Source organism: Candidatus Sericytochromatia bacterium (assembly GCA_035285325.1).
GTDB lineage: Bacteria > Cyanobacteriota > Sericytochromatia > S15B-MN24 > JAQBPE01 > JAYKJB01.
In genome coordinates, this window is the sequence record JAYKJB010000063.1 from 50,957 (window position 1) to 68,731 (window position 17,775).

16 protein-coding genes are annotated in these 17,775 nt (G+C 62.7%); 6 read left to right on the forward strand and 10 right to left on the reverse strand.

Going from position 1 to position 17,775, the window contains the following annotated elements; translation table 11 throughout:
• Positions 1-108: 108 nt before the first annotated feature.
• From VKP62_08685 to VKP62_08730, 10 genes are all read right to left on the reverse strand, one after another.
• Positions 109-726, reverse strand: coding sequence for a hypothetical protein (locus VKP62_08685; GenBank protein ID MEB3197265.1), 618 nt, complete (start codon positions 724-726; stop codon positions 109-111).
• Entirely contained in the window at positions 677-1,231 is a 555-nt protein-coding gene (locus VKP62_08690; protein MEB3197266.1) for an NUDIX hydrolase, read from the reverse strand. The genes VKP62_08685 and VKP62_08690 overlap by 50 nt, the downstream gene beginning before the upstream one ends.
• Positions 1,224-2,234 carry a 3'-5' exonuclease gene (locus tag VKP62_08695; GenBank protein ID MEB3197267.1) on the reverse strand — a complete coding sequence of 337 codons (1,011 nt, stop codon included), beginning with the start codon at positions 2,232-2,234 and terminating at the stop codon, positions 1,224-1,226. The genes VKP62_08690 and VKP62_08695 overlap by 8 nt, the downstream gene beginning before the upstream one ends.
• Positions 2,231-4,126 carry a hypothetical protein gene (locus tag VKP62_08700; protein MEB3197268.1) on the reverse strand — a complete coding sequence of 632 codons (1,896 nt, stop codon included), beginning with the start codon at positions 4,124-4,126 and terminating at the stop codon, positions 2,231-2,233. Before VKP62_08700 ends, VKP62_08695 begins: the two co-directional genes overlap by 4 nt.
• A gap of 89 nt (positions 4,127-4,215) precedes the next feature.
• Entirely contained in the window at positions 4,216-4,926 is a 711-nt protein-coding gene (gene nfi, locus VKP62_08705) for a deoxyribonuclease V (protein MEB3197269.1), read from the reverse strand.
• Positions 4,927-5,024: 98 nt separating this feature from the next.
• Positions 5,025-6,083: a calcium/proton exchanger gene (gene cax / locus VKP62_08710; GenBank protein ID MEB3197270.1), complete on the reverse strand. Its 1,059-nt coding sequence runs from the start codon at positions 6,081-6,083 to the stop codon at positions 5,025-5,027.
• 32 nt (positions 6,084-6,115) lie between these two features.
• Positions 6,116-6,454, reverse strand: a complete 339-nt coding sequence (locus VKP62_08715) for a cytochrome c (protein MEB3197271.1) — start codon at positions 6,452-6,454, stop codon at positions 6,116-6,118.
• A 43-nt stretch (positions 6,455-6,497) separates the two neighbouring features.
• Entirely contained in the window at positions 6,498-6,977 is a 480-nt protein-coding gene (locus VKP62_08720; GenBank protein MEB3197272.1) for an LEA type 2 family protein, read from the reverse strand.
• Positions 6,978-7,007: 30 nt separating this feature from the next.
• Positions 7,008-9,941: a hypothetical protein gene (locus tag VKP62_08725; protein ID MEB3197273.1), complete on the reverse strand. Its 2,934-nt coding sequence runs from the start codon at positions 9,939-9,941 to the stop codon at positions 7,008-7,010.
• A 55-nt stretch (positions 9,942-9,996) separates the two neighbouring features.
• Complete coding sequence (locus VKP62_08730) at positions 9,997-10,782, reverse strand: hypothetical protein (GenBank protein MEB3197274.1); 786 nt, start codon at positions 10,780-10,782, stop codon at positions 9,997-9,999.
• Positions 10,783-11,029: 247 nt separating this feature from the next.
• On the opposite strand from VKP62_08730, the gene rpsU reads away from it, so the two are divergent.
• The 6 genes from rpsU to uvrA all read left to right on the forward strand — a co-directional run bounded on the left by rpsU (position 11,030) and on the right by uvrA (position 17,740).
• A complete protein-coding gene (rpsU, locus tag VKP62_08735) occupies positions 11,030-11,203 on the forward strand; it encodes a 30S ribosomal protein S21 (protein ID MEB3197275.1) in 174 nt (57 codons plus the stop codon).
• 136 nt (positions 11,204-11,339) lie between these two features.
• A complete protein-coding gene (locus VKP62_08740; GenBank protein ID MEB3197276.1) occupies positions 11,340-12,311 on the forward strand; it encodes a PhoH family protein in 972 nt (323 codons plus the stop codon).
• Positions 12,308-13,816, forward strand: a complete 1,509-nt coding sequence (locus tag VKP62_08745; protein ID MEB3197277.1) for an HDIG domain-containing protein — start codon at positions 12,308-12,310, stop codon at positions 13,814-13,816. The genes VKP62_08740 and VKP62_08745 overlap by 4 nt, the downstream gene beginning before the upstream one ends.
• Positions 13,797-14,312 carry an rRNA maturation RNase YbeY gene (ybeY, locus tag VKP62_08750; GenBank protein MEB3197278.1) on the forward strand — a complete coding sequence of 172 codons (516 nt, stop codon included), beginning with the start codon at positions 13,797-13,799 and terminating at the stop codon, positions 14,310-14,312. The genes VKP62_08745 and ybeY overlap by 20 nt, the downstream gene beginning before the upstream one ends.
• The gene (locus tag VKP62_08755) at positions 14,309-14,719 is read left to right on the forward strand and encodes a diacylglycerol kinase family protein (protein MEB3197279.1); all 411 of its coding nucleotides are present in this window, start codon (positions 14,309-14,311) and stop codon (positions 14,717-14,719) included. Before ybeY ends, VKP62_08755 begins: the two co-directional genes overlap by 4 nt.
• A 99-nt stretch (positions 14,720-14,818) precedes the next feature.
• A complete protein-coding gene (gene uvrA / locus VKP62_08760; GenBank protein ID MEB3197280.1) occupies positions 14,819-17,740 on the forward strand; it encodes an excinuclease ABC subunit UvrA in 2,922 nt (973 codons plus the stop codon).
• Positions 17,741-17,775 lie beyond the last annotated feature (35 nt).

Consider the following 17,775-nt stretch of genomic DNA (forward strand, 5'->3'; position numbering starts at 1 on the left):
TTTTGCCCCCTCGCGCGTTCCCATGCTTCGGTGCATCCACGTGACGAGTAGAGTGTCTCAGGGTACCCCGGTGACCGGTCGACGGTGTCGCTGGAAAGCGCTTGACTGTCAGGGTATCCGCGCGGTGGCGGTGAACTGATACCGAAGCTCGAGGTGGTCGGAGCTGGCTCCAGTCACGGCAGACCGGATCGGGTTCAGGCTGACCTTCAAGCCAAAGGATGCTGCCTCGGTGCGCGCCTGATCCGTGAGCCACGGATAAGCCTGAGTCACCTGAAAGCCGCGTTCACCCAGGCTGAGCGGGGCTCCGAGGGGCGGCAGCTGGTAGGGGTCACCACCGCTGAGGCTCATGTACGGCGTCACCACCAGGGGCAGCGGACCTTGGTTGAGGATGCGCAGCCGGATCATGGCGCCTGTGACCTGGAGGCGCTGGGTTTCGGCCGGAAGCAGCAGGGACGTCACCGGAATCCGGGTTTCCTTCAGGTCCGGCGAGGCTTCCCCCCGTTGCTGCGGCCACGAAGGGAGGAAGGACGCATAGGGAATCACCAGGCTCTGCTCCGCCGTCACGTAGGGCAGGGTACAGCCAGCGCTTGCGGCGATCGCCGCGCCACCGGCGAGCCAGACTCCGGCCCTCAGCAGCGCGGCCCGCTGGATTCGCCAGCGGGGGCAGCAGGTCCGCTCAAGGCGTGGGCGGACATCGGAGCAAGCCGATGATGCTTTTGGCGTCACGAATCACCCCTTGTGCGATCCAGTCGAGGGCATCCCTGTGGTTGATGGCGTGCAGGTCGACGAACTCGTCTTCCGGTCGGGTCGTGGGCACGGGGCGTAGGCCGCGAGCCTCGAACAGGTGGGTCAGCTCCGTCGTGTAGCCGGCCGATGCATGGAAGCATCCCACGAGGTGCCAGTGGTCTGCCGTGTGCCCCGTCTCTTCCGCCAGTTCGCGCTGGGCGGCCGCCAGTGGAGACGCGTCGCGCGGTTCCAGGCCGCCACCCGGCAGTTCCCACGTGAGCTCTGAGATCGCGTGCCGGTATTGGCGGACCATCAGCACGTGGCGATCATCCGGAAGGGCCACGATCGCGACGGCGCCGGGGTGCTCGATGACCTCCCGCGTGGCCATCCGACCGTTGGGTAACATGACCGTGTCCAGGTGCAGCCGCAGGTGGCCAGCGTGAATCAATTCCCGCGTCAGCCCGCGCTCCCGCAGGTCAGCACTCGCGCCTTGCCCCTCATTCATTCGGGTGAGGAGAGCGCCGCGACCCATTCGTCCCGGCTGGAGGGAGGAGGCGACTGAGGGGGGGCAGGTGATCACGACTCGAACGGCCCAGCCGAGGGGGGCCGGGGACCACCTTGCGCAGGGCCCGCAACTGGTCTTCTTGGGCCGTGCTGAACCGTCCAGCCTGAAGCCAGCGATCCAGCCTTTGTCGGTCCAGTTTCAACAGCGCCTCTTTCATCTCCCAGTCGGCCAGCAGAGGCAAAAGCTCGGATTCGTCATATTCCCAGGCTTGCCGAGGAAGCTGTACCAAAACGTCATCGGCGTCCAGGGGGATGCGCGCATCCGGCTGGACGGCAAAGTAACTGTGCAGCGTTCGCCGGAGGTCCGCCTGCTCTGCTTGCAACGCTTCGATCAGGCGCCCGACGTGCTCGTGACGCTTGGCCACCTGCTCGATCACCTGATGTTGCCCCTCACGCCAGCACAGGCGCTGCTGCCATTCATGCCAGAGGGAAGGGAGCACAGCGGCCAGGTGGCCCGCGTCAAGAGCGGCCCGGTGGAGACCTTCTGGGGCACGGCCGAGCAGGCGACAAACGGTTTCCAGCTTGTGAGAACGCAGGTCTGGAAAGGCTTCCCGCGCCATTTCCAGCGTGTCGAAGACCTCGCCTGGCAGCGTTGGCAATCCTTCGCGGGCCAGGGATGCCCGCAGAAAACCCGCATCGAAGGGGGCGTGGTGGGCTGCCCACGGGCTTTCTCCCAGGAATTCGATCAAGGTTTCCAGGGCCTGCCGGAGCGGCGGCGCGTCCGCCACCATTGCCATGTCGATGCCATGGACCGCAAAGCTGCTGCGGCTGATGGTCACGTCCGCGCCGGGTTTGACCAGGGTTTCCCAGGTTTTTGTGACCCGTCCTCGTTCCAGACGAACGGCCCCGATCTCGAGAATGCGATCGCGAGAGGCGTCGAGGCCGGTCGTTTCGAGATCGATGACGGTGATGAGGTCGGGAAGTGGCTTCGGTTGAAGGCTCACAAGCTGTCCATTGGCTTGATTCGCGGGCTCTTGGGGGACGGCTTGGCAGAGGACGTCGGTGACGCCGAAGGGCTTCCCAGCGGGGCACTCGGTGACGGGCGGGGACTCTTCAGCAGCGGCTTGGGAGCTCGGCCGCTGTCTTTCAGGGTTCGGCTGCCGCTTTGAGGACGATTTCGCACCACTTCGAAGGTGGCGGGCTTGGTCAGCCCGGAGAATTCCCAAGGGCGATCAGCCAGGTTGGTGAGTTCGAATTTTTTGTCATCCACCAGTTTCACGGCGGACAGAATGTAACGGTAGGATTCACCCTCTCGCAGGAAATAAAGGTCCTTGACGTTGGGCAAGCTTGCCCCCGTTCCACTGGTCCAGGTTTCCCAGATGGTGTCTCCATCCGGCCCGGTCTTTTCGACGGCCAGACGGTAGGCCGTTACCTGGGTGCTGTGGGCCTCCCAGGTGAAGCGTGGATGCTTGCTGCGGTCCGCCGGGGTCACGCTGTCGGGTGCCTCCGGGAGCTTCAGCGAAACCTTGGGATCCGCCGCCTCCAGGTCGTGAACGTGGACGTGCGAGGTTTGGCCCGTTTCACTTTGCCCGGAAGCGGTCAAATGGTAGGTGGCTCCTTCCGGAAGCGGCGGGAGACGCAAGCGGAAATAGCCATCTTTCGCCACGGGGACACTCGCCAGCGGAATCTCACCATCCCCCACGACGATGGCGGCTTGCACCCGCGTGGGGCGCACGCCGGGAATCCCTTTCTTGGCGGCGATCGCCGCTTTCACCTCAGTCTCCTTGGCCGAACCCTCCACCGTGCCGGCAAACAGCAGGGGAGCCGTCACGGCCCGCAGAATCAAGGTCGGCGAGACGGTTCTGCGCTCCCGTCCCTGCGACACGGGGACTTCCTTGACCATAGCGAAGGAGACGATTTCCCCTTCCAGGTTGGTCGTCCAGGCGGCGGCGCTGTAGCTGCCGGAGGGCAAGCCTTTCATGCTGAAAGACCCGTTTTCGTCGGTCAGTTCACGACCGCCCGCCAGTTTGCCGGCGACCGAGGACACCTCCACGTCGACCTTGGCGGCAGGTTGGTTGTTGGCGAGACGGACCACGCCTTTCATCTCATGCAATTTTTTGAGGTCGGGCTCCAACGGCCGCAGGGGGATGTCCACCTCGGAGGGCATCGTGCCGATCAGGCTCAGGGCCTGGTAGCCAGGTGCCCAGACGGTCAGGTTGTAGGTGCCTTCGGGCAAGTCCTTGAACTCGAATTTACCCCGGGAGTCGACGCGGGCCGTGGTGGCCGGCTGAGCCGGCCCACTGGCAGTGGGCGGGGTGCCCGATGCGGCGGCGGCAGGCTCCACGGACGCCGTTGCCGAGCTCTGCGCGGCGGCACTGGCCGAAGGCCTGGCGTTGAGGGAGGTGGTGGCGGAGGCGTTGGCTGAGGCACTGGCCACGGGAGCGGGCAGAACGGGCGCCGTGGTCGTCTCGGCATCGGGAATGCGAGGATTGTCGGCTTGGGCGAGCATCCATTCGGCGGGGCCCCCGCCGCCACCCAAAGGGGGACTGGGCTCGTCCAGTTCTTCCTTGCCGGGTGAAGGAGCGGGAGGAATCGGCGTCGACAAACTCGTTGTCTGGACGCCTTCCACCACCACCAAGGCCTTCTCCACGGGTTCGCCCGTCAGACTGTCCAGCACCGTGCCGCGAATGGTGCGACGGGGCACGAGGGCATCGCCGGCCTTCTTGTCCTTGTCCTTGTCCGCCACGCCTGGGTTGGTCTGAGGCGGCAAGTTTGCGGCCCCTTGCCCCGGTACGCTGGTGGGGGAGCCGCCGCAACCGATCAAGATGGCAACGCCCACGCTCAAGGCGATCGCAAGGCGCCTCTTGCTGGCAATGGGTGCGTGAACAACGGGCATGTCTGACTCCATGTCAAGGTCGTTCGACTGACCCGTGATGGTACCACAGATCCAGTGTCATCACCGTTTCTCGGGAAGGCCTCGGCGTGCTAGCTCGCCCCATTCGAGGCGCTGGCGGACTTCATGTCGCTGCGCGCGTGGTGAAGGGCCGTATGGGCCAGGCGCGTCGGCTCCGGCAACCTGTAACCCTGGCAACAGGAGGCCACGAATTCCTGAGCGGACTTGCGATTGACCAGGTGCCCCACCGAGATGAACAGGGGCGCGACCCGATTCTTCGATCGGAAGACCACGCCGATAATCTCGCCTTGCCACACCAGCGAGGAATGCGAACCCGCCGTGATTTCTGGTTCCACATAACTGCCGACCAGGGCGCTGCGTGAACAGCCGATGGTTGGCTTGTCCAGCAGAACGCCCAGGTGCGAGGCCACGCCGAGGCGGTGCGGGTGTGCAATGCCGGGCCCGTCTACCAGGAGCAGGTCAGGCAAGGCTTCAAGACGTTCCAGGGCCGCCAAAATGGCCGGAACTTCCCGAAACGAGAGCAGGCCTGGGATGAAAGGAAAGGTCACGCGATGCTCGATCGTGATTTCTTCCAGCAGCGCCAGGTCCGGATATCTCAGAACGCTGACAGCCACCACCAGCACATCGCTGAAGCGGGAGTGGGCGATCTCGATCCCCCCGACGGTCTGGACCTTGCCGTCCCACTCCGTTTCTCGGACACGAGCCTGCAAATCCTTTTGAATCTGCTGTGCTTCGAAAGGGGATACATCCCAGCGGTGTTCGTGAAACAGGGGAATCGTCAAGGAGCTACTCCAGGCAGGCACGGTTTCCCCCTTATACCCGCCCCCTGCACGCGCCTGGTTGGTTCATAAAACTTGATATACGGAACGTCCCCGTCCCTTCAATGCAAGAAGAAGGCCACTGCCAGAATTCCGTAGGTGGCGAGCAGCATGAAACCCTCCAGCCAGTTGGACTCCCCATCGAGGGTGATGAAGTTGGCGATCACAACCGACATCACGACCGCCATCACCTCGAATGTGTCGAACGAGAGGGTCAGCGGACGCCCCATGAACCAACCGGCAATCACCAGCATGGGGGCGATCAAGAGAGCAATCTGGGTCGTGGAACCGATGGCGATTCCCAGCGACAGGTCCATTTTGTTCTTCATGGCCACCGTGACTGCCGTCATATGTTCCGCGGCATTGCCGACCAGCGGGACGAGAATCACGCCGATGAAGAAGGCCGACAGTCCCCAAGCGTGGGTGACGTGTTCGATCGAGCCCACCATGATTTCTGACATCCAGGCGACCAGCAGCGTCGAGCCGAGCAGCATGCCGACGGCTGTGCGCAGTGCCAGGGTCGGGGCTTCGTGGGGGTCGTGCTGCCCCTCGCCTCCCGCGTAGAGATCGGCGTGCGTTTTCAAGGCAAAGATCAGATTGGCGACGTACACCCCGATCAGCACCAACGCCACCAGAACGGAGAATTCCCAGACCTTGGGATGGGCCACCTTGACGGCGCGCGTGTGCCAGTCGAACGCGGCAGGAACCAGCAAGCCCACCACCGCCAGGGTCAGAAGGGAGGTGTTGAGACCAGCCACGGTGCGGTTGAACACCAGGGTGGGGGTCTTCAATCCGCCCACAAAAATGGCCATGCCGAGCACGAATAGAATGTTGCCGATGATCGAGCCCGTGATCGAGGCCTGGACCACCTGATAGAGACCCGCGTGGAGGGCGAACACGGCAATGATGAATTCGGTCGCGTTGCCGAAGGTCGCGTTCAGCAAGCCCCCGATGCCAGGCCCGGTTCTGAGGGCAATTTCCTCCGTGGCCGTGCCCATCATCTTGGCCAATGGGACGATCGCCAACAGCGAGAGGACAAAGGTGATCGTGGGGTCGGCGTGGACCCACTTCGCGGCAATGGCAGCGGGAATGAAAAGAAGAAGGGCGTAGAGGAATTTCATGAGGGTCTCTTCGGGCTGATTGGTGCGCGTGGTCAGTACCTGGCAGGCAAATCGAACTGGTAGTACTTGTCGTTGAGGTAGCGGGTCAGGTCAAAGATATCCTGAGTGGTGTAATTGCCCTCTCCTCCAACCACCTGCTCGTAGTATGCACGCACCGTGTTGGTTAATTCCTTGATGTCACTGGTGCGTGGGTCGGCGAAGACATCGGCTGGGTGACAGGTTTTGGCGCAATTGGCCTTGTACAGGCGTGCGCCTCGGTCAGGGTCGGCGACCAGGGTCCGTTCGTAGTCCAGCGGCTCGCGGCAACCCCAACTGACCAGCCCCCACACGGCGAGCGTCAGGGCGGCGGTGCGACTCATCGGGTGAAACATGGGTCAGGCCTTCGTGCGCGGAGCAACTGGGTGGAAAAATCGGTCAACGGGAACGCGGAAAGACCGCACGAACCGGATAGTCGACCACGCCCAAGGGCGTTTCGAAATGGGCCAGGCCCTCCAGTTTCCAGCTGATGGTCTTGCGCAGCAGCAACCACTGACGCAAGGGCGCGGCCATGTCCGCATAGGCCAGACCCACGCGAACGAAGACGGGCCGATCCTGCCCCGGTGGCACCTCGATCGTCTGTGATGTGCTTCCCTGAAGCATTTTCAAGTCGTTGGCATACAGCGAGTAGTCCAGTCGGTCCAGTACCACCGCGTGGTCACCCGGGTTGTGAACGCGCAGGGTCACCGCAAATTCTGCGCCCGCCAGGTCCAGGCCAACAATCTGGGCGTTGACCAGGGAAAACGTCGCCTGCTCGATCGCTCGTCGCTGCACGTAGGCCTGATAGACGGCACAGCCCGTGAGCATCGGCAGGCACGCCAACGCCAGCAGAAAAAGCCATCTGGAAGCTCGATTCATCGGGTCACCTCATCTGGCTGGGAACAGTTGCTAAAACCATACGCCGTGAAGTGGTTTCCACGCCAGGGAATAGCCGAGCCCGACGCGAAATTCGAGATTGCTCCCGAGGATGGCCGTTTCGGGAACCTTTCCCGTGAACAGAAACCAGTCGGCTCCCACATTCAGGGTGAATCGCTCCCAGAGAGGGATCGCGATGCCCGCATTCAGAAGCGCGGACAGTCCCAGGCGGTCGGGCGTGTCGGTGGCGGTCGGAAAATATCGGAACACTTCCATCCCGGTTCTCACCTTCGCCTGGGTCAATGGTGTCAGGCTGCGCTCGAGGCCACCGGCCAGGTACAACCCTGGCTCCAGCATGCCCGGATTGGCGAGGTCATTCTTCAGGGCTGCCCCGACGCGCCAATCCCGCACCGCTCCACCGGGGGCATAGACCAGGCCGCCGATGGCGGCGAGTTCGGAACGGCGAGGTTTGACCAGCTGGTCGGTGCTGTCTGGAACGAACTCGGTGGTGTAGTTCCAGCTGGCGAAGGGCACGGCGGCCCCCCCGGGGAGGGGGACGGCGATTCGCTTGAGCCGGATTTCACTGCTGAGATTCAACTCGTCGTCGGTCTCTTGATTGACCTCTTGCCCTGAGCGATTCAAGGACTGCCTTTTATAGACGGCTCGCGCGCGGTTTTCGAAGGCCCAATCCCGGGAGTCGTAGAGCACGGACAGCTTCGCGCGGCCTCCCAGCGTCTGGCTGGAGGGAGCCGTCACCCGGGTGTTGCGCACCTGAGAGAAGGCCGAGTGACCAGAGGCGTTCAGGGCATTGGTCAGAAGTTCCCCATCCTCGAGTCGGAGAGACCAGCGAGCGGGAGAATCCTCCGCATTCGCCAGACACCAGGCCAGCAATTCTCGCCGGTAGGACTCGTTGAACTGTCCACGGTGCCGACCCTTGAGTTCTTTCAGGCAGCTGATGACGTGGTCACGCAGGCCCATGGGGATTCCCTTTTGCGCGGGGTGCAGCTCCGCGTGGTGTAACCATTTCCACTGGTTCACGGTGGGGCTGTCGCCCAGCAACGCGGCCACCTCCGGCAGGCGGGTGGTCGCGTCCGTGGTGGTCAATCGATACCAGTCATCATCCCGGATGGAGGCCCCCATCAGCGTCTCTGATGAGGGGTCGAGGCCGGCCCAGCCCAGGCCCGGTTGGCGCAGCCCGGCCAGGGCTCGCAGGGTTTTGCCCGCTACGCGCACGTCCACTAACTGGTCGGGAAATTCCAACCAGCCTTCGACCGTCAAACGACTGACGGGACCAAAGACCCGCTGTCGCAGGGGCAACCGCCTCACGAAGGCCGCCTCCGCGTGGGTGGTTCGCCAGAGCATCTGGGCGATCAGGCGGTTCCATAGCGTTTCGGTCACACGTGAACTGGGCAGGGCCACGCTGTCTGGTGGAACCAGCGGGTGCAGGTCGCGAATGTCCGGCAGCAGCAACTCCCGACTGCGCCGCTGCTGGTCGGCTTTGATGGCGTCAAGCAAGGCTCTGGCATGCGGGTCATGGGGGAGCTGGTCCGTGACCAGGATGGCACGGTTGGTAATTTCGGACAGGAGTTTGGGACCGGCGGGCGATCCACGGAAGGTCGCGGTGAGATGACCGACCCGGTTCGGGCTCGAGCGTGCCAGCAGAAGGCTGCTCCTCACGCGGGTTCGTGCCTGGCCCGCCAGCCTGGTGGATTCGGTGATGACCTCCCCCGGGGTGCCTTCCATGTCGGCCAGAACGGCCGACGCGCCGTTCAGGTGCTGCAGCATTTGCAACCGCTCATCCTGGATGTTGGAGGCCAGCACCACCCATTCCGGTCGGCTGGACAGTGGCATTTGCTCGAATTGCCGCAAAATTTTGCGTGCCGCTTCGATCGGTTCTTCGACCTTCCAGAATGATGACTTCCCGGCCAGGCCCGCCGAGGTGAAGGCCCGGTCGTCCACCAGGCCGACCACCGCCACCGATACGCCATCCAGCTGACGCGTCAGCACGGGCGGCGGCGAGCGAAACTCCGGATTTTGGGGGGTTAAATTTGCGGCGAAAACCGGCACGGCCTCCGTGAGTCGGCTCCACTCGGCCGCATCCAGCGCGAGTTCCGCCTCGGCTGGGACCATGCCGTCGAGTTGGAGGCTGGCCAGTCGGGTCATCGAGAACGCCCGACGTTGTCGTGTCGACTCTGACGTTCCGAATTCGACCGCGTTTCCCAGGTCCAGGGCGATCGCCCGTCCGGCCGCTGCCCGTTTCATCCTGGATTGAAGCCATTGCCGGCGCAGCCCCTCTCCCAGGGTTCGCCCGATCGTCATGATGGTGGCCGGAGCATCCCCTGTGGGTTCTCGGCGAATGCGCACGGCCGCGGCCGGTACCATCTCCCAGGCACGTCGATGGAGTGGTTCGGACGAGGAGAGGGGCGTGTCTTCCAGATTGACCAGGGCCAAACGAGTGCCTGCGGCGCTGCGAAGCGTGTGGTGACGTGCCTGGACCAGGCGGATGTCGTCATAACCGCCGTGGCGCCGGTAGGCCTGCTCCAACCAGCCGAGGCCCCACGGCCTCGAAGCGGTCGGCGTTTCCAGCAAATAGGCATAGTCAGAGCGCAGCAAAGGCAGGGGCTGGCTGCGCTCGAATCGGGGTTGACCGTGCGAGAAGAATTGCTGAACATCCTCGCGCGTCAGTGGACCCTGTTCCGTGTAGAGGTACATGTTGCCACTGCGAAACACATTGTCCGAGAGCATCCCGACCGGTTGGACGGGATCTTGCTCCGACAGCTGGTGGAGTGGCGTCAGTTCCGCAAAGTCGAGTCGCGCATGAAACGTGCCCTGGCTTTGGCCGGTGTAGATGATCTGCGGGTGATGCTCGCTGGCTGACGGGCTGTTGGGCTGGCCCCAGGCGGGCGCTGGCGTCACCAGCAGGATCAGCAGGCTCGCCGTCGACCATCCGCGGCCATCAAACCACACGGGCCAAGGAACTTGGCCCCTGCGCTCGTGTTGTTTCCAGCCAGTGGCGCGATGACTATCTGAAGAGTTGCCCGATCTGGCCAATCAAGTTTCCGATCTGCGTGATGGGATCGGCGCCATAACCCGGGTAACCTCCGTAGCCTGGGGGAGGTGCCCCATAGCCCGGTGTGTGGCCGTAGCTTGGGGGTTGATAAGCAGGGGGCGCGATCATCAGGGCGGCTTGCCCGAGGGCGGCCAGTTCCCGGTTACTCGGTACGGCCGGTGCGTGGTAGGTTCCCATCGCGTACTGGACCGACGCGGCGTGCAAGGTCAGCAGGAACGGTCCTCGCAGAACCCAGTCGTTCACATCCCCCGGTGCGCCATACTGTCCCAACCAGCTGAGCGCGGCCAGGCGATGAAGGGGCATTCGGCCCATCGTCTGATCCTGGTATGCCAATTGCAGGAGGCGAGCGTGGTCGGGCCGCATGCCGGGGACCCGCATGAATTGCTCCCGTACGGCATACGCGTGGAGGCGCTGTTCGGGGATCTTGGTCAGGCTGGAGGCGATCGCGCGGGTCCACGCATAGCGGGTCCAGAAGCGGACCCCACCGAGTTGCATCAAGCCTCGATTCAAGGCCCATCCGTCGTAGGGATGGTCAAAAATGTGGTCGCGAGGATGCAAATAATTCCAGTTGTAGCCGTTGTTCTGCGGCCATACGGCGCTGGCGACGACGCCCTGTGGGCCCGAGCCCGCCGGCCCAGCCGTGGCAAGTTCGGCGGCGGCGGAAGCGGCAGACCATTGTGACGCTTGGCGCGTGGCTGGAGAAAGAAGGATGGGGCTCATCGGGGAGACGGTTTGCATCGTGGCAACCTCGGGCGATTCAGGACGGTGTCCACGGGCTTTATCGCCCTGGTCAGGCGTGATCTTTCCAGAAATTGGTAAATTAAAGGTTAAGAATGATGAAAGAAAGGTGTCGATCGTCATTTGCCTCGTTCGGCATTTGCCCGTATAATGAAACCCTGTCGCGGCTCCCTTACTACCCAGCAGCAGCCACAATTTCGGGACATCCGGGCGACAGAGAGTCTGGCTGCGGGGGGGGTGAATTCATTTGGCAGAAGTTCGCGTTGGCGAAAATGAGCCCATCGAGAGCGCTCTGAAGCGGTTCAAGAAGAAGATCCAGAAGGCTGGCATCTTGTCCGAGATCAAGCGCCGTGAGCGCTACGAAAAGCCCAGCGTCCGTCGGAAGAAGAAGTCGGAAGCTGCGCGGAAGCGTCACAGCTAGGTTGTGACTCATCCAATTTGTTCCAATTCTGGGTGCGGCGGGGCTTTGGTCCTGTCGCGCCCTTTTTGATTCGGTACCCCAGCTTGCGTGACGCATCGTGCGGGACGAATTCGGCCGATGGCGTCAGGAGTTCCCTGTGTCTGCGAGCACCCCAACTGAAAAGAACCTGAACCTGCCGCATCCCTACACCGCACGCTGGCTTTGTGGGGACCGGGATGAGAATCTGAGTTTCCTCTCTTCCGCACTGGGGGTGCACGTGCGCCTGGCCGGTGACGGACTGGTTTGCACCGGCCCGTCGGAAGCGGTTGGGCTGGCGGCACAACTGCTCACGCGTCTGATTCCGCTCGCGTCGGAGCACGAGATTCTGTCCCTTGAGACCCTGCGTGGCGAGCTTCGCGGTCTGGATGAGGAGGCCGCCGCCGAGGATGACCTGCAAGAGGGCCTGGTGACTCGCACGCAGCGGGGGAAGCCTGTCAGGGCGCGCACGCTACAGCAGCTGGACTATGTCCGCGCCGTCACCTCCCACACGCTGACGTTCGGCCTGGGGCCGGCTGGCACTGGCAAGACGTTTTTGGCGGTCGCGCTCGCCTCTCGCTGGTTGAGGGAAAAGCGGGTGGGGCGTGTCATCCTCACCCGCCCTGCCGTGGAGGCTGGGGAGAATCTGGGCTTCTTGCCTGGCGACTTGCAGGCCAAGGTCGACCCCTATTTCCGCCCGCTCTACGACGCGCTCTATGAGATGTTCGACGGGGAGAAAGTTACCCGATATCTGGAGAGGGGTATGATCGAGGTGGCGCCTCTGGCGTACATGCGTGGTCGGACGCTGGCTGATGCATTCATCATCCTTGACGAAGCGCAAAATACCACGCCAGAGCAAATGAAGATGTTTCTGACACGCATTGGACCGGGCTCGCGGGTGGTGGTCACGGGGGATGTCACCCAGGTCGACCTACCCCGGGGCAAGCGTTCGGCCTTGCTGGACGTTCAGTCGATTCTCGCCGGTTTACCGGACATTGCCTTCGTGCTGTTCAGCGCACAGGATGTCGTGCGGCACGACCTGGTTCGGCGGATCGTGTCGGCCTATGGGGCCTGGGAGGCTCGGCAGGCATGACGGATCGCCTGATCTCGCTGGCGCAGCGTGTGGTGCCGCCTCGGGTGCAGTCGATGGCCCTGCAGCCGTCGACCCATCAGGCACTCAATGTCCTGGTGGCCAGCCTATTGAGCCTTCTCTTGCTGGTTTTGGCTCAGCCTCGCTTTGCCACGGCCCTGGCCGAGGGCCACTGGTTGCCGCTGGGCGGCCTGGTCATGGTGCTTGGCACCGTTCTTGCTTTGATTGTCGGTTATTTGCGGCAGTACGAGGCCACGGTGGTGTCCTCTATCCGTCAGTTGTATCTCATCACGCTCGTCGTGGTGGGAACGCTGGCAGCGGCTTGGGCCTTCAGTGTGCTCCGGTTGGATCCTTTCGTCAGCCCGCTGGTGGCGTGCGGCATGCTGCTGACGGTTTTCGTCAACAGCCGCGTGGCGCTGGTGATCAGTTTCCCGATGGCGCTGTTTCTGGTGCAGTTCCCAGGGCACGATGGAACGTCGACCCTGGTGTCCGTGATGGCGCTGATGGTGGCGGTTTATGCCGTCAGTCGCGTGCAGCAGCGCTACGACGTCGTGCGCGCCGGCGGGATTGCCGCCTTGATGGCGGCGTGGTCCGTGGCGGCCCTGTTCAGCCTTGATGGCGTCACCTGGCAGGATTGGGGACTGCACGCCGTATCGGCCGCCGGTTCAGGCTTCGGGTCCGCCATCCTGGTGGTGGGCGTGCTGCCACTGGTGGAAGACCTGTTCGGCATCACGACCACCTTCAAGCTGCTCGAGCTCGCCAGCCCCAGCCAACCTCTGTTGCGGGAACTCCAGATGAAGGCTCCGGGCACCTACCACCATTCGATCCTGGTTGGGAACCTGGCAGAGGCGGCTGCGGAGGCCATCGGGGCCGATGCCTTGCTGGTGCGCGTAGGGGCTTACTATCACGACATCGGGAAGACCAAACGCCCCTATTTTTTCGTGGAAAATCAACTGGGAATGGCGAATCAGCACGACCGGATCTCGCCGCGGTTGTCGGCGCTGGTCATCACCGCGCACGTCAAGGAAGGCCTGGACATGGCGCGCGAGCACAACCTTCCGGGCATCATTCAGGACTTTATCGCGACGCATCACGGCACCAGCCTGGTCTCCTTCTTCTATCACCAGGCGGTGCAAGCTGAGGGACAGCGGCAGGTGCAGGAGGAGCATTTCAGGTACCCCGGGCCACGTCCACGCACTCGCGAAACGGGCATTGTGATGTTGGCGGACGGGGTCGAGGCCTCCTGCCGCTCTCTGAAACACCCCACTCCCGAACAGATCGAGGCGATGGTTCGCAAGATCGTTGAGAAGCGCCTGTCGGATGGTGAACTGTCGGAAGCCCCGCTGACGCTGAAAGAGATTGACAAGATTTCTGCTGCCTTCATTCGGGTTCTTTCGGGATTGTTCCACCAGCGCATCGAATATCCCGACCAGGTCTTCCGAGAACTTCGGGGCGGGGGCATTGAGATGGAATTGAAGGGGCGTAGGGTTGCCGGTCTGTCTAAATGACGAACAGGGGATGGCGCTGGATGCCTCCCACTGGCAGTCTCTGGCGGAGGCCTTGCACGAAGCGTGTGGCCTCTCTCCGGAGGACGAGTGGTCCCTCAGTTGGGTCAGCCGCGAGGCGATTCAGAGCCTGAATCGAGACTATCGCGGGGTCGATGCGCCGACCGATGTGCTGGCTTTTTCCTTGGAGGAAGGCGAGGAGGCCTGGCCCTCGCCCATGCCCGGGCGGATGCTCGGCGACGTGGTCGTCGCTGTCGAGGTGGCCGCGGAACAGGCTGCGCGCCGTGGACACGGCCTCGATGCCGAACTGGCCTTGCTGATGGTACACGGCTTGCTTCATCTGCTCGGGGAGGATCACGACACCCCGACCCGCAAGACCCGAATGTGGCAGAGGCAGGCCGAACTGCTGACCCAGATAGGCTTTCCCGAACCGATCTCCGTGGACGACCCGCCAGCCCAGAAACCGGCTTCCCGGCGCCGGAAGGCGGCTGGTGCGTGAGGTTCAAGGCTGCCACGCTACTGGCCAGTTTCACGTTCGCCGCGTCGGGGATTTATTTTTGCCTGCGCACCCAGCGCAACATGCGAATTCACGTGGTCGCGGGGGTGCTGGCCATGGCCATGGGCGCTTGGCTGCGTTTGCCCGCCTTCCATATGGCCTTGATCGCGGTCGTCAGTTCCCTCGTCGTGACCATGGAAATGATCAACACGGCCATTGAAAATGCGGTGGACCTTTACACCCATCGGCGTCATCCGCTTGCGAAAATCGCAAAGGACGTCGCTGCCGCCGCGGTGCTGGTGAGCGCGATCAATGCCGTATTGGTGGGGGTTCTGCTGTTGGGGCCACCCCTGCTCAGAGAGATTCAAAATGTTCAACTCGGCCAAGCGGCACACCAGGCGTTGCTATGAGCGGCTATCCCTGACGCTGGTGCGCTTCACGTGTCGTCTCAGCGTCCGAGTGCAAACTCCGTGTTTGGCCAGGATGGGGACTCAGCTGGAGGAAGTCTGGTGGTAAGAACTGGCGACCACGCTCACCTGTTCGTGAAGGGAGCGCGGGAACACAACCTGAAAAATGTCGACCTGCGGATTCCCCGCGACCAGCTGGTGGTGTTTACCGGAGTGTCCGGGTCTGGCAAATCGTCGCTTGCCTTCGATACGATCTTCGCCGAAGGTCAGCGGCGCTATGTCGAGAGCCTGTCGGCCTACGCGCGTCAGTTTCTTGGGCAGCTCGACAAACCGGATGTGGACTACATCGAGGGGCTTTCTCCCGCCATTTCGATCGACCAGAAGTCCACCAGTCACAATCCTCGTTCAACCGTCGGAACGGTGACCGAGGTCTACGACTATCTTCGCCTGCTGTTTGCTCGGGTCGGCATTCCCCATTGCCACCGTTGTGGACAGGCCATCAATCCGCAAACGGTGGAACAGATCGTCGATCAGGTTCTTGCGATGCCCCAGGGGTGCAGAATCCAGGTCCTTGCTCCCTTGGTCCGAGGAAAGAAGGGAACCCACGACAAGCTGCTGGAACAGGTTCGCAAGGATGGATTCGTCCGCGTGCGGGTGGATGGGGCCGTCTTTGATTTGGCGGAATTGCCCGCACTCGAGAAAAATAAGGCCCACGACATCGCCATTGTCGTGGACCGTCTGGTGGTGCGGCCTGATCAGGCCTCACGACTTGCTGATTCGCTGGCGACGGCGCTCAAGCACGGTCGGGGGCTGGTTGCGGTGCAAGGCTTGGGGACCCGGGAACATCCTGAGGAACGCCCTGAACAGGTTTTTTCCGAACACTTTGCTTGCTCCGACTGTGGAACCAGCGTGGAGGAGGTGGCGCCTCGGCTCTTTTCCTTCAACAGTCCATTCGGCGCTTGCCAGACCTGTCACGGCCTCGGTGCGCGCAGAGAATTTTCCCCCGCATTGTTGGTCCCGGACCCGCGGAAAACCCTTCGCGAGGGTGCCATCGTTCCCTGGGCGCGAACGGGCAATGCTTACTACCTCGAATTGCTCGGTGCAGTCGCCAGAGGTATCGGCTTTAGTCTAGACGTTCCGTGGGGATCTCTCTCGTCTGAGGTTCGTCAGCTTCTGCTCTACGGCGCGGGGGACCAACGGTTTCACATCCAGGAGTCCAGCTGGTATCAGGACACTGGAATGGGCTATATGACACGATTTGAAGGCGTGGTGTCCAGTCTCCAGCGGCGGTATCAGGAATCGACCAGTGAGAAATTCAAGCAGGACCTGGAAGTCTACATGGCCTCGACGCCTTGCGAGGATTGTCGAGGCACGCGGCTTCGTCCTGAGGCGCTCGCAGTCAAGCTCAACGACGCCTCGATTGCGGATGTGACTGCGCTGAGTATTCGCGAAGCCCTGCCCTTTTTTGGCACGCTCGATCTGACACCACGCCAGCGGCTGATTGCCCAGCAGATTTTGAAGGAAGTGGTCGCACGACTGGGCTTTTTGAATGATGTCGGGCTCGACTATCTGTCGCTTGATCGGGCTGCCAGCACGTTGTCCGGGGGAGAGGCCCAGCGGATTCGACTCGCCACCCAGATCGGTAGCGGGTTGCAGGGGGTTCTGTACATTCTGGATGAGCCTTCGATCGGACTGCATCAGCGTGACAATGCCCGCTTGCTGGGCACCCTGAAACGGCTGAGAGATCTCGGGAATACCTTGATCGTGGTGGAGCACGATGAGGACACCATCCGCGCCGCGGACCACGTGGTGGACATCGGACCTCGGGCCGGGGTTCACGGCGGCCGGGTCGTGGCGCAAGGGACGCTGGACGACATTGCGGCTTGTCCAGAGTCGCTGACGGGGCAGTATCTGTCCGGCCAACGCGGCATCGTTTGCCCCACCCGTTACCGGGAGGGGAATGGTCTCGCCATCTCCCTGACGGGCGCTCGGGAAAACAACCTGACGGGATTCGACGTGGCCTTCCCTCTGGGCAAGTTTGTGTGTGTGACCGGGGTGTCGGGTTCTGGCAAGAGCACCCTGGTGCACGACATTCTGCTGCGCGCACTGAATGCTCGTATGGACGGGACGGTCCCCATGCCGGCGGGTTTGGGCGGCATTGAAGGGTTTGAACAGGTCGACAAGGTGATCGTGATCGATCAATCGCCGATCGGGCGGACACCTCGCTCCAATCCCGCCACCTACACGGGCCTGTTCGACCCGTTGCGGGAGGTCTTCGCCATGACCACGGAGGCCAAGGCGCGCGGCTATCTGCCAGGTCGTTTCTCCTTCAATGTCAAAGGCGGGCGCTGCGAGGCTTGCAAGGGCGAGGGCGTGAATGTCATCGAGATGCATTTTCTGCCCGATGTGCACGTTCCGTGTGATGTCTGCAAGGGCAAACGCTACAATCGTGAGACGCTGGAGGTTCGCTACAAGGGCAAAAACATTGCCGAGGTGCTCGAACTGACGATTGAACAGGCCCTGGAGTTCTTTGCCGCCGTGCCGAGGGCACGCACCAAGCTTCAGACGCTGTTCGATGTCGGTCTCGAATACTTGCAACTGGGCCAGCCGGCCACGACCTTGTCCGGGGGCGAGGCCCAGCGCGTGAAGTTGGCGGAGCAACTCTCGCGGCGCTCGACCGGGCGGACCCTCTACATCCTGGATGAGCCCTCGACGGGCCTGAGTTTTTACGATGTGGAGAAGCTGCTCGAGGTCCTCAATCGCCTGGTGGATGCGGGTAACACGGTTCTGGTGATCGAACACAACCTCGATATCATCAAGCAGGCAGACCATCTGGTCGACCTGGGGCCGGAAGGCGGCGATCGCGGAGGCCGCCTGGTGGCTTGTGGCACACCTTTGGAGGTCGCACGGCAGCCGGAAAGCATCACCGGGCAGTTTCTCCGTCCGATTCTGGAAGCTGCCCACGGTGACCTGACTCCCCTGGCCACCGCGCGCGCTGTTAAAAAGTCGAAACGCGTGGAATAGTGTGGGGGCGCCTTGCGTGGTGGACCGGGGGGGGG

Excerpts from the sequence above, each read along its gene's own strand:
- VKP62_08690 (MEB3197266.1), bottom strand. The coding sequence starts at position 1,231 with ATGAATGAGGGGCAAGGCGCGAGTGCTGACCTGCGGGAGCGCGGGCTG.
- VKP62_08730 (MEB3197274.1), bottom strand. The coding sequence starts at position 10,782 with ATGCAAACCGTCTCCCCGATGAGCCCCATCCTTCTTTCTCCAGCCACG.
- VKP62_08715 (MEB3197271.1), bottom strand. The coding sequence starts at position 6,454 with ATGTTTCACCCGATGAGTCGCACCGCCGCCCTGACGCTCGCCGTGTGG.
- VKP62_08745 (MEB3197277.1), top strand. The coding sequence starts at position 12,308 with ATGACGGATCGCCTGATCTCGCTGGCGCAGCGTGTGGTGCCGCCTCGG.
- VKP62_08700 (MEB3197268.1), bottom strand. The coding sequence starts at position 4,126 with ATGCCCGTTGTTCACGCACCCATTGCCAGCAAGAGGCGCCTTGCGATC.
- cax (MEB3197270.1), bottom strand. The coding sequence starts at position 6,083 with ATGAAATTCCTCTACGCCCTTCTTCTTTTCATTCCCGCTGCCATTGCC.
- VKP62_08720 (MEB3197272.1), bottom strand. The coding sequence starts at position 6,977 with ATGAATCGAGCTTCCAGATGGCTTTTTCTGCTGGCGTTGGCGTGCCTG.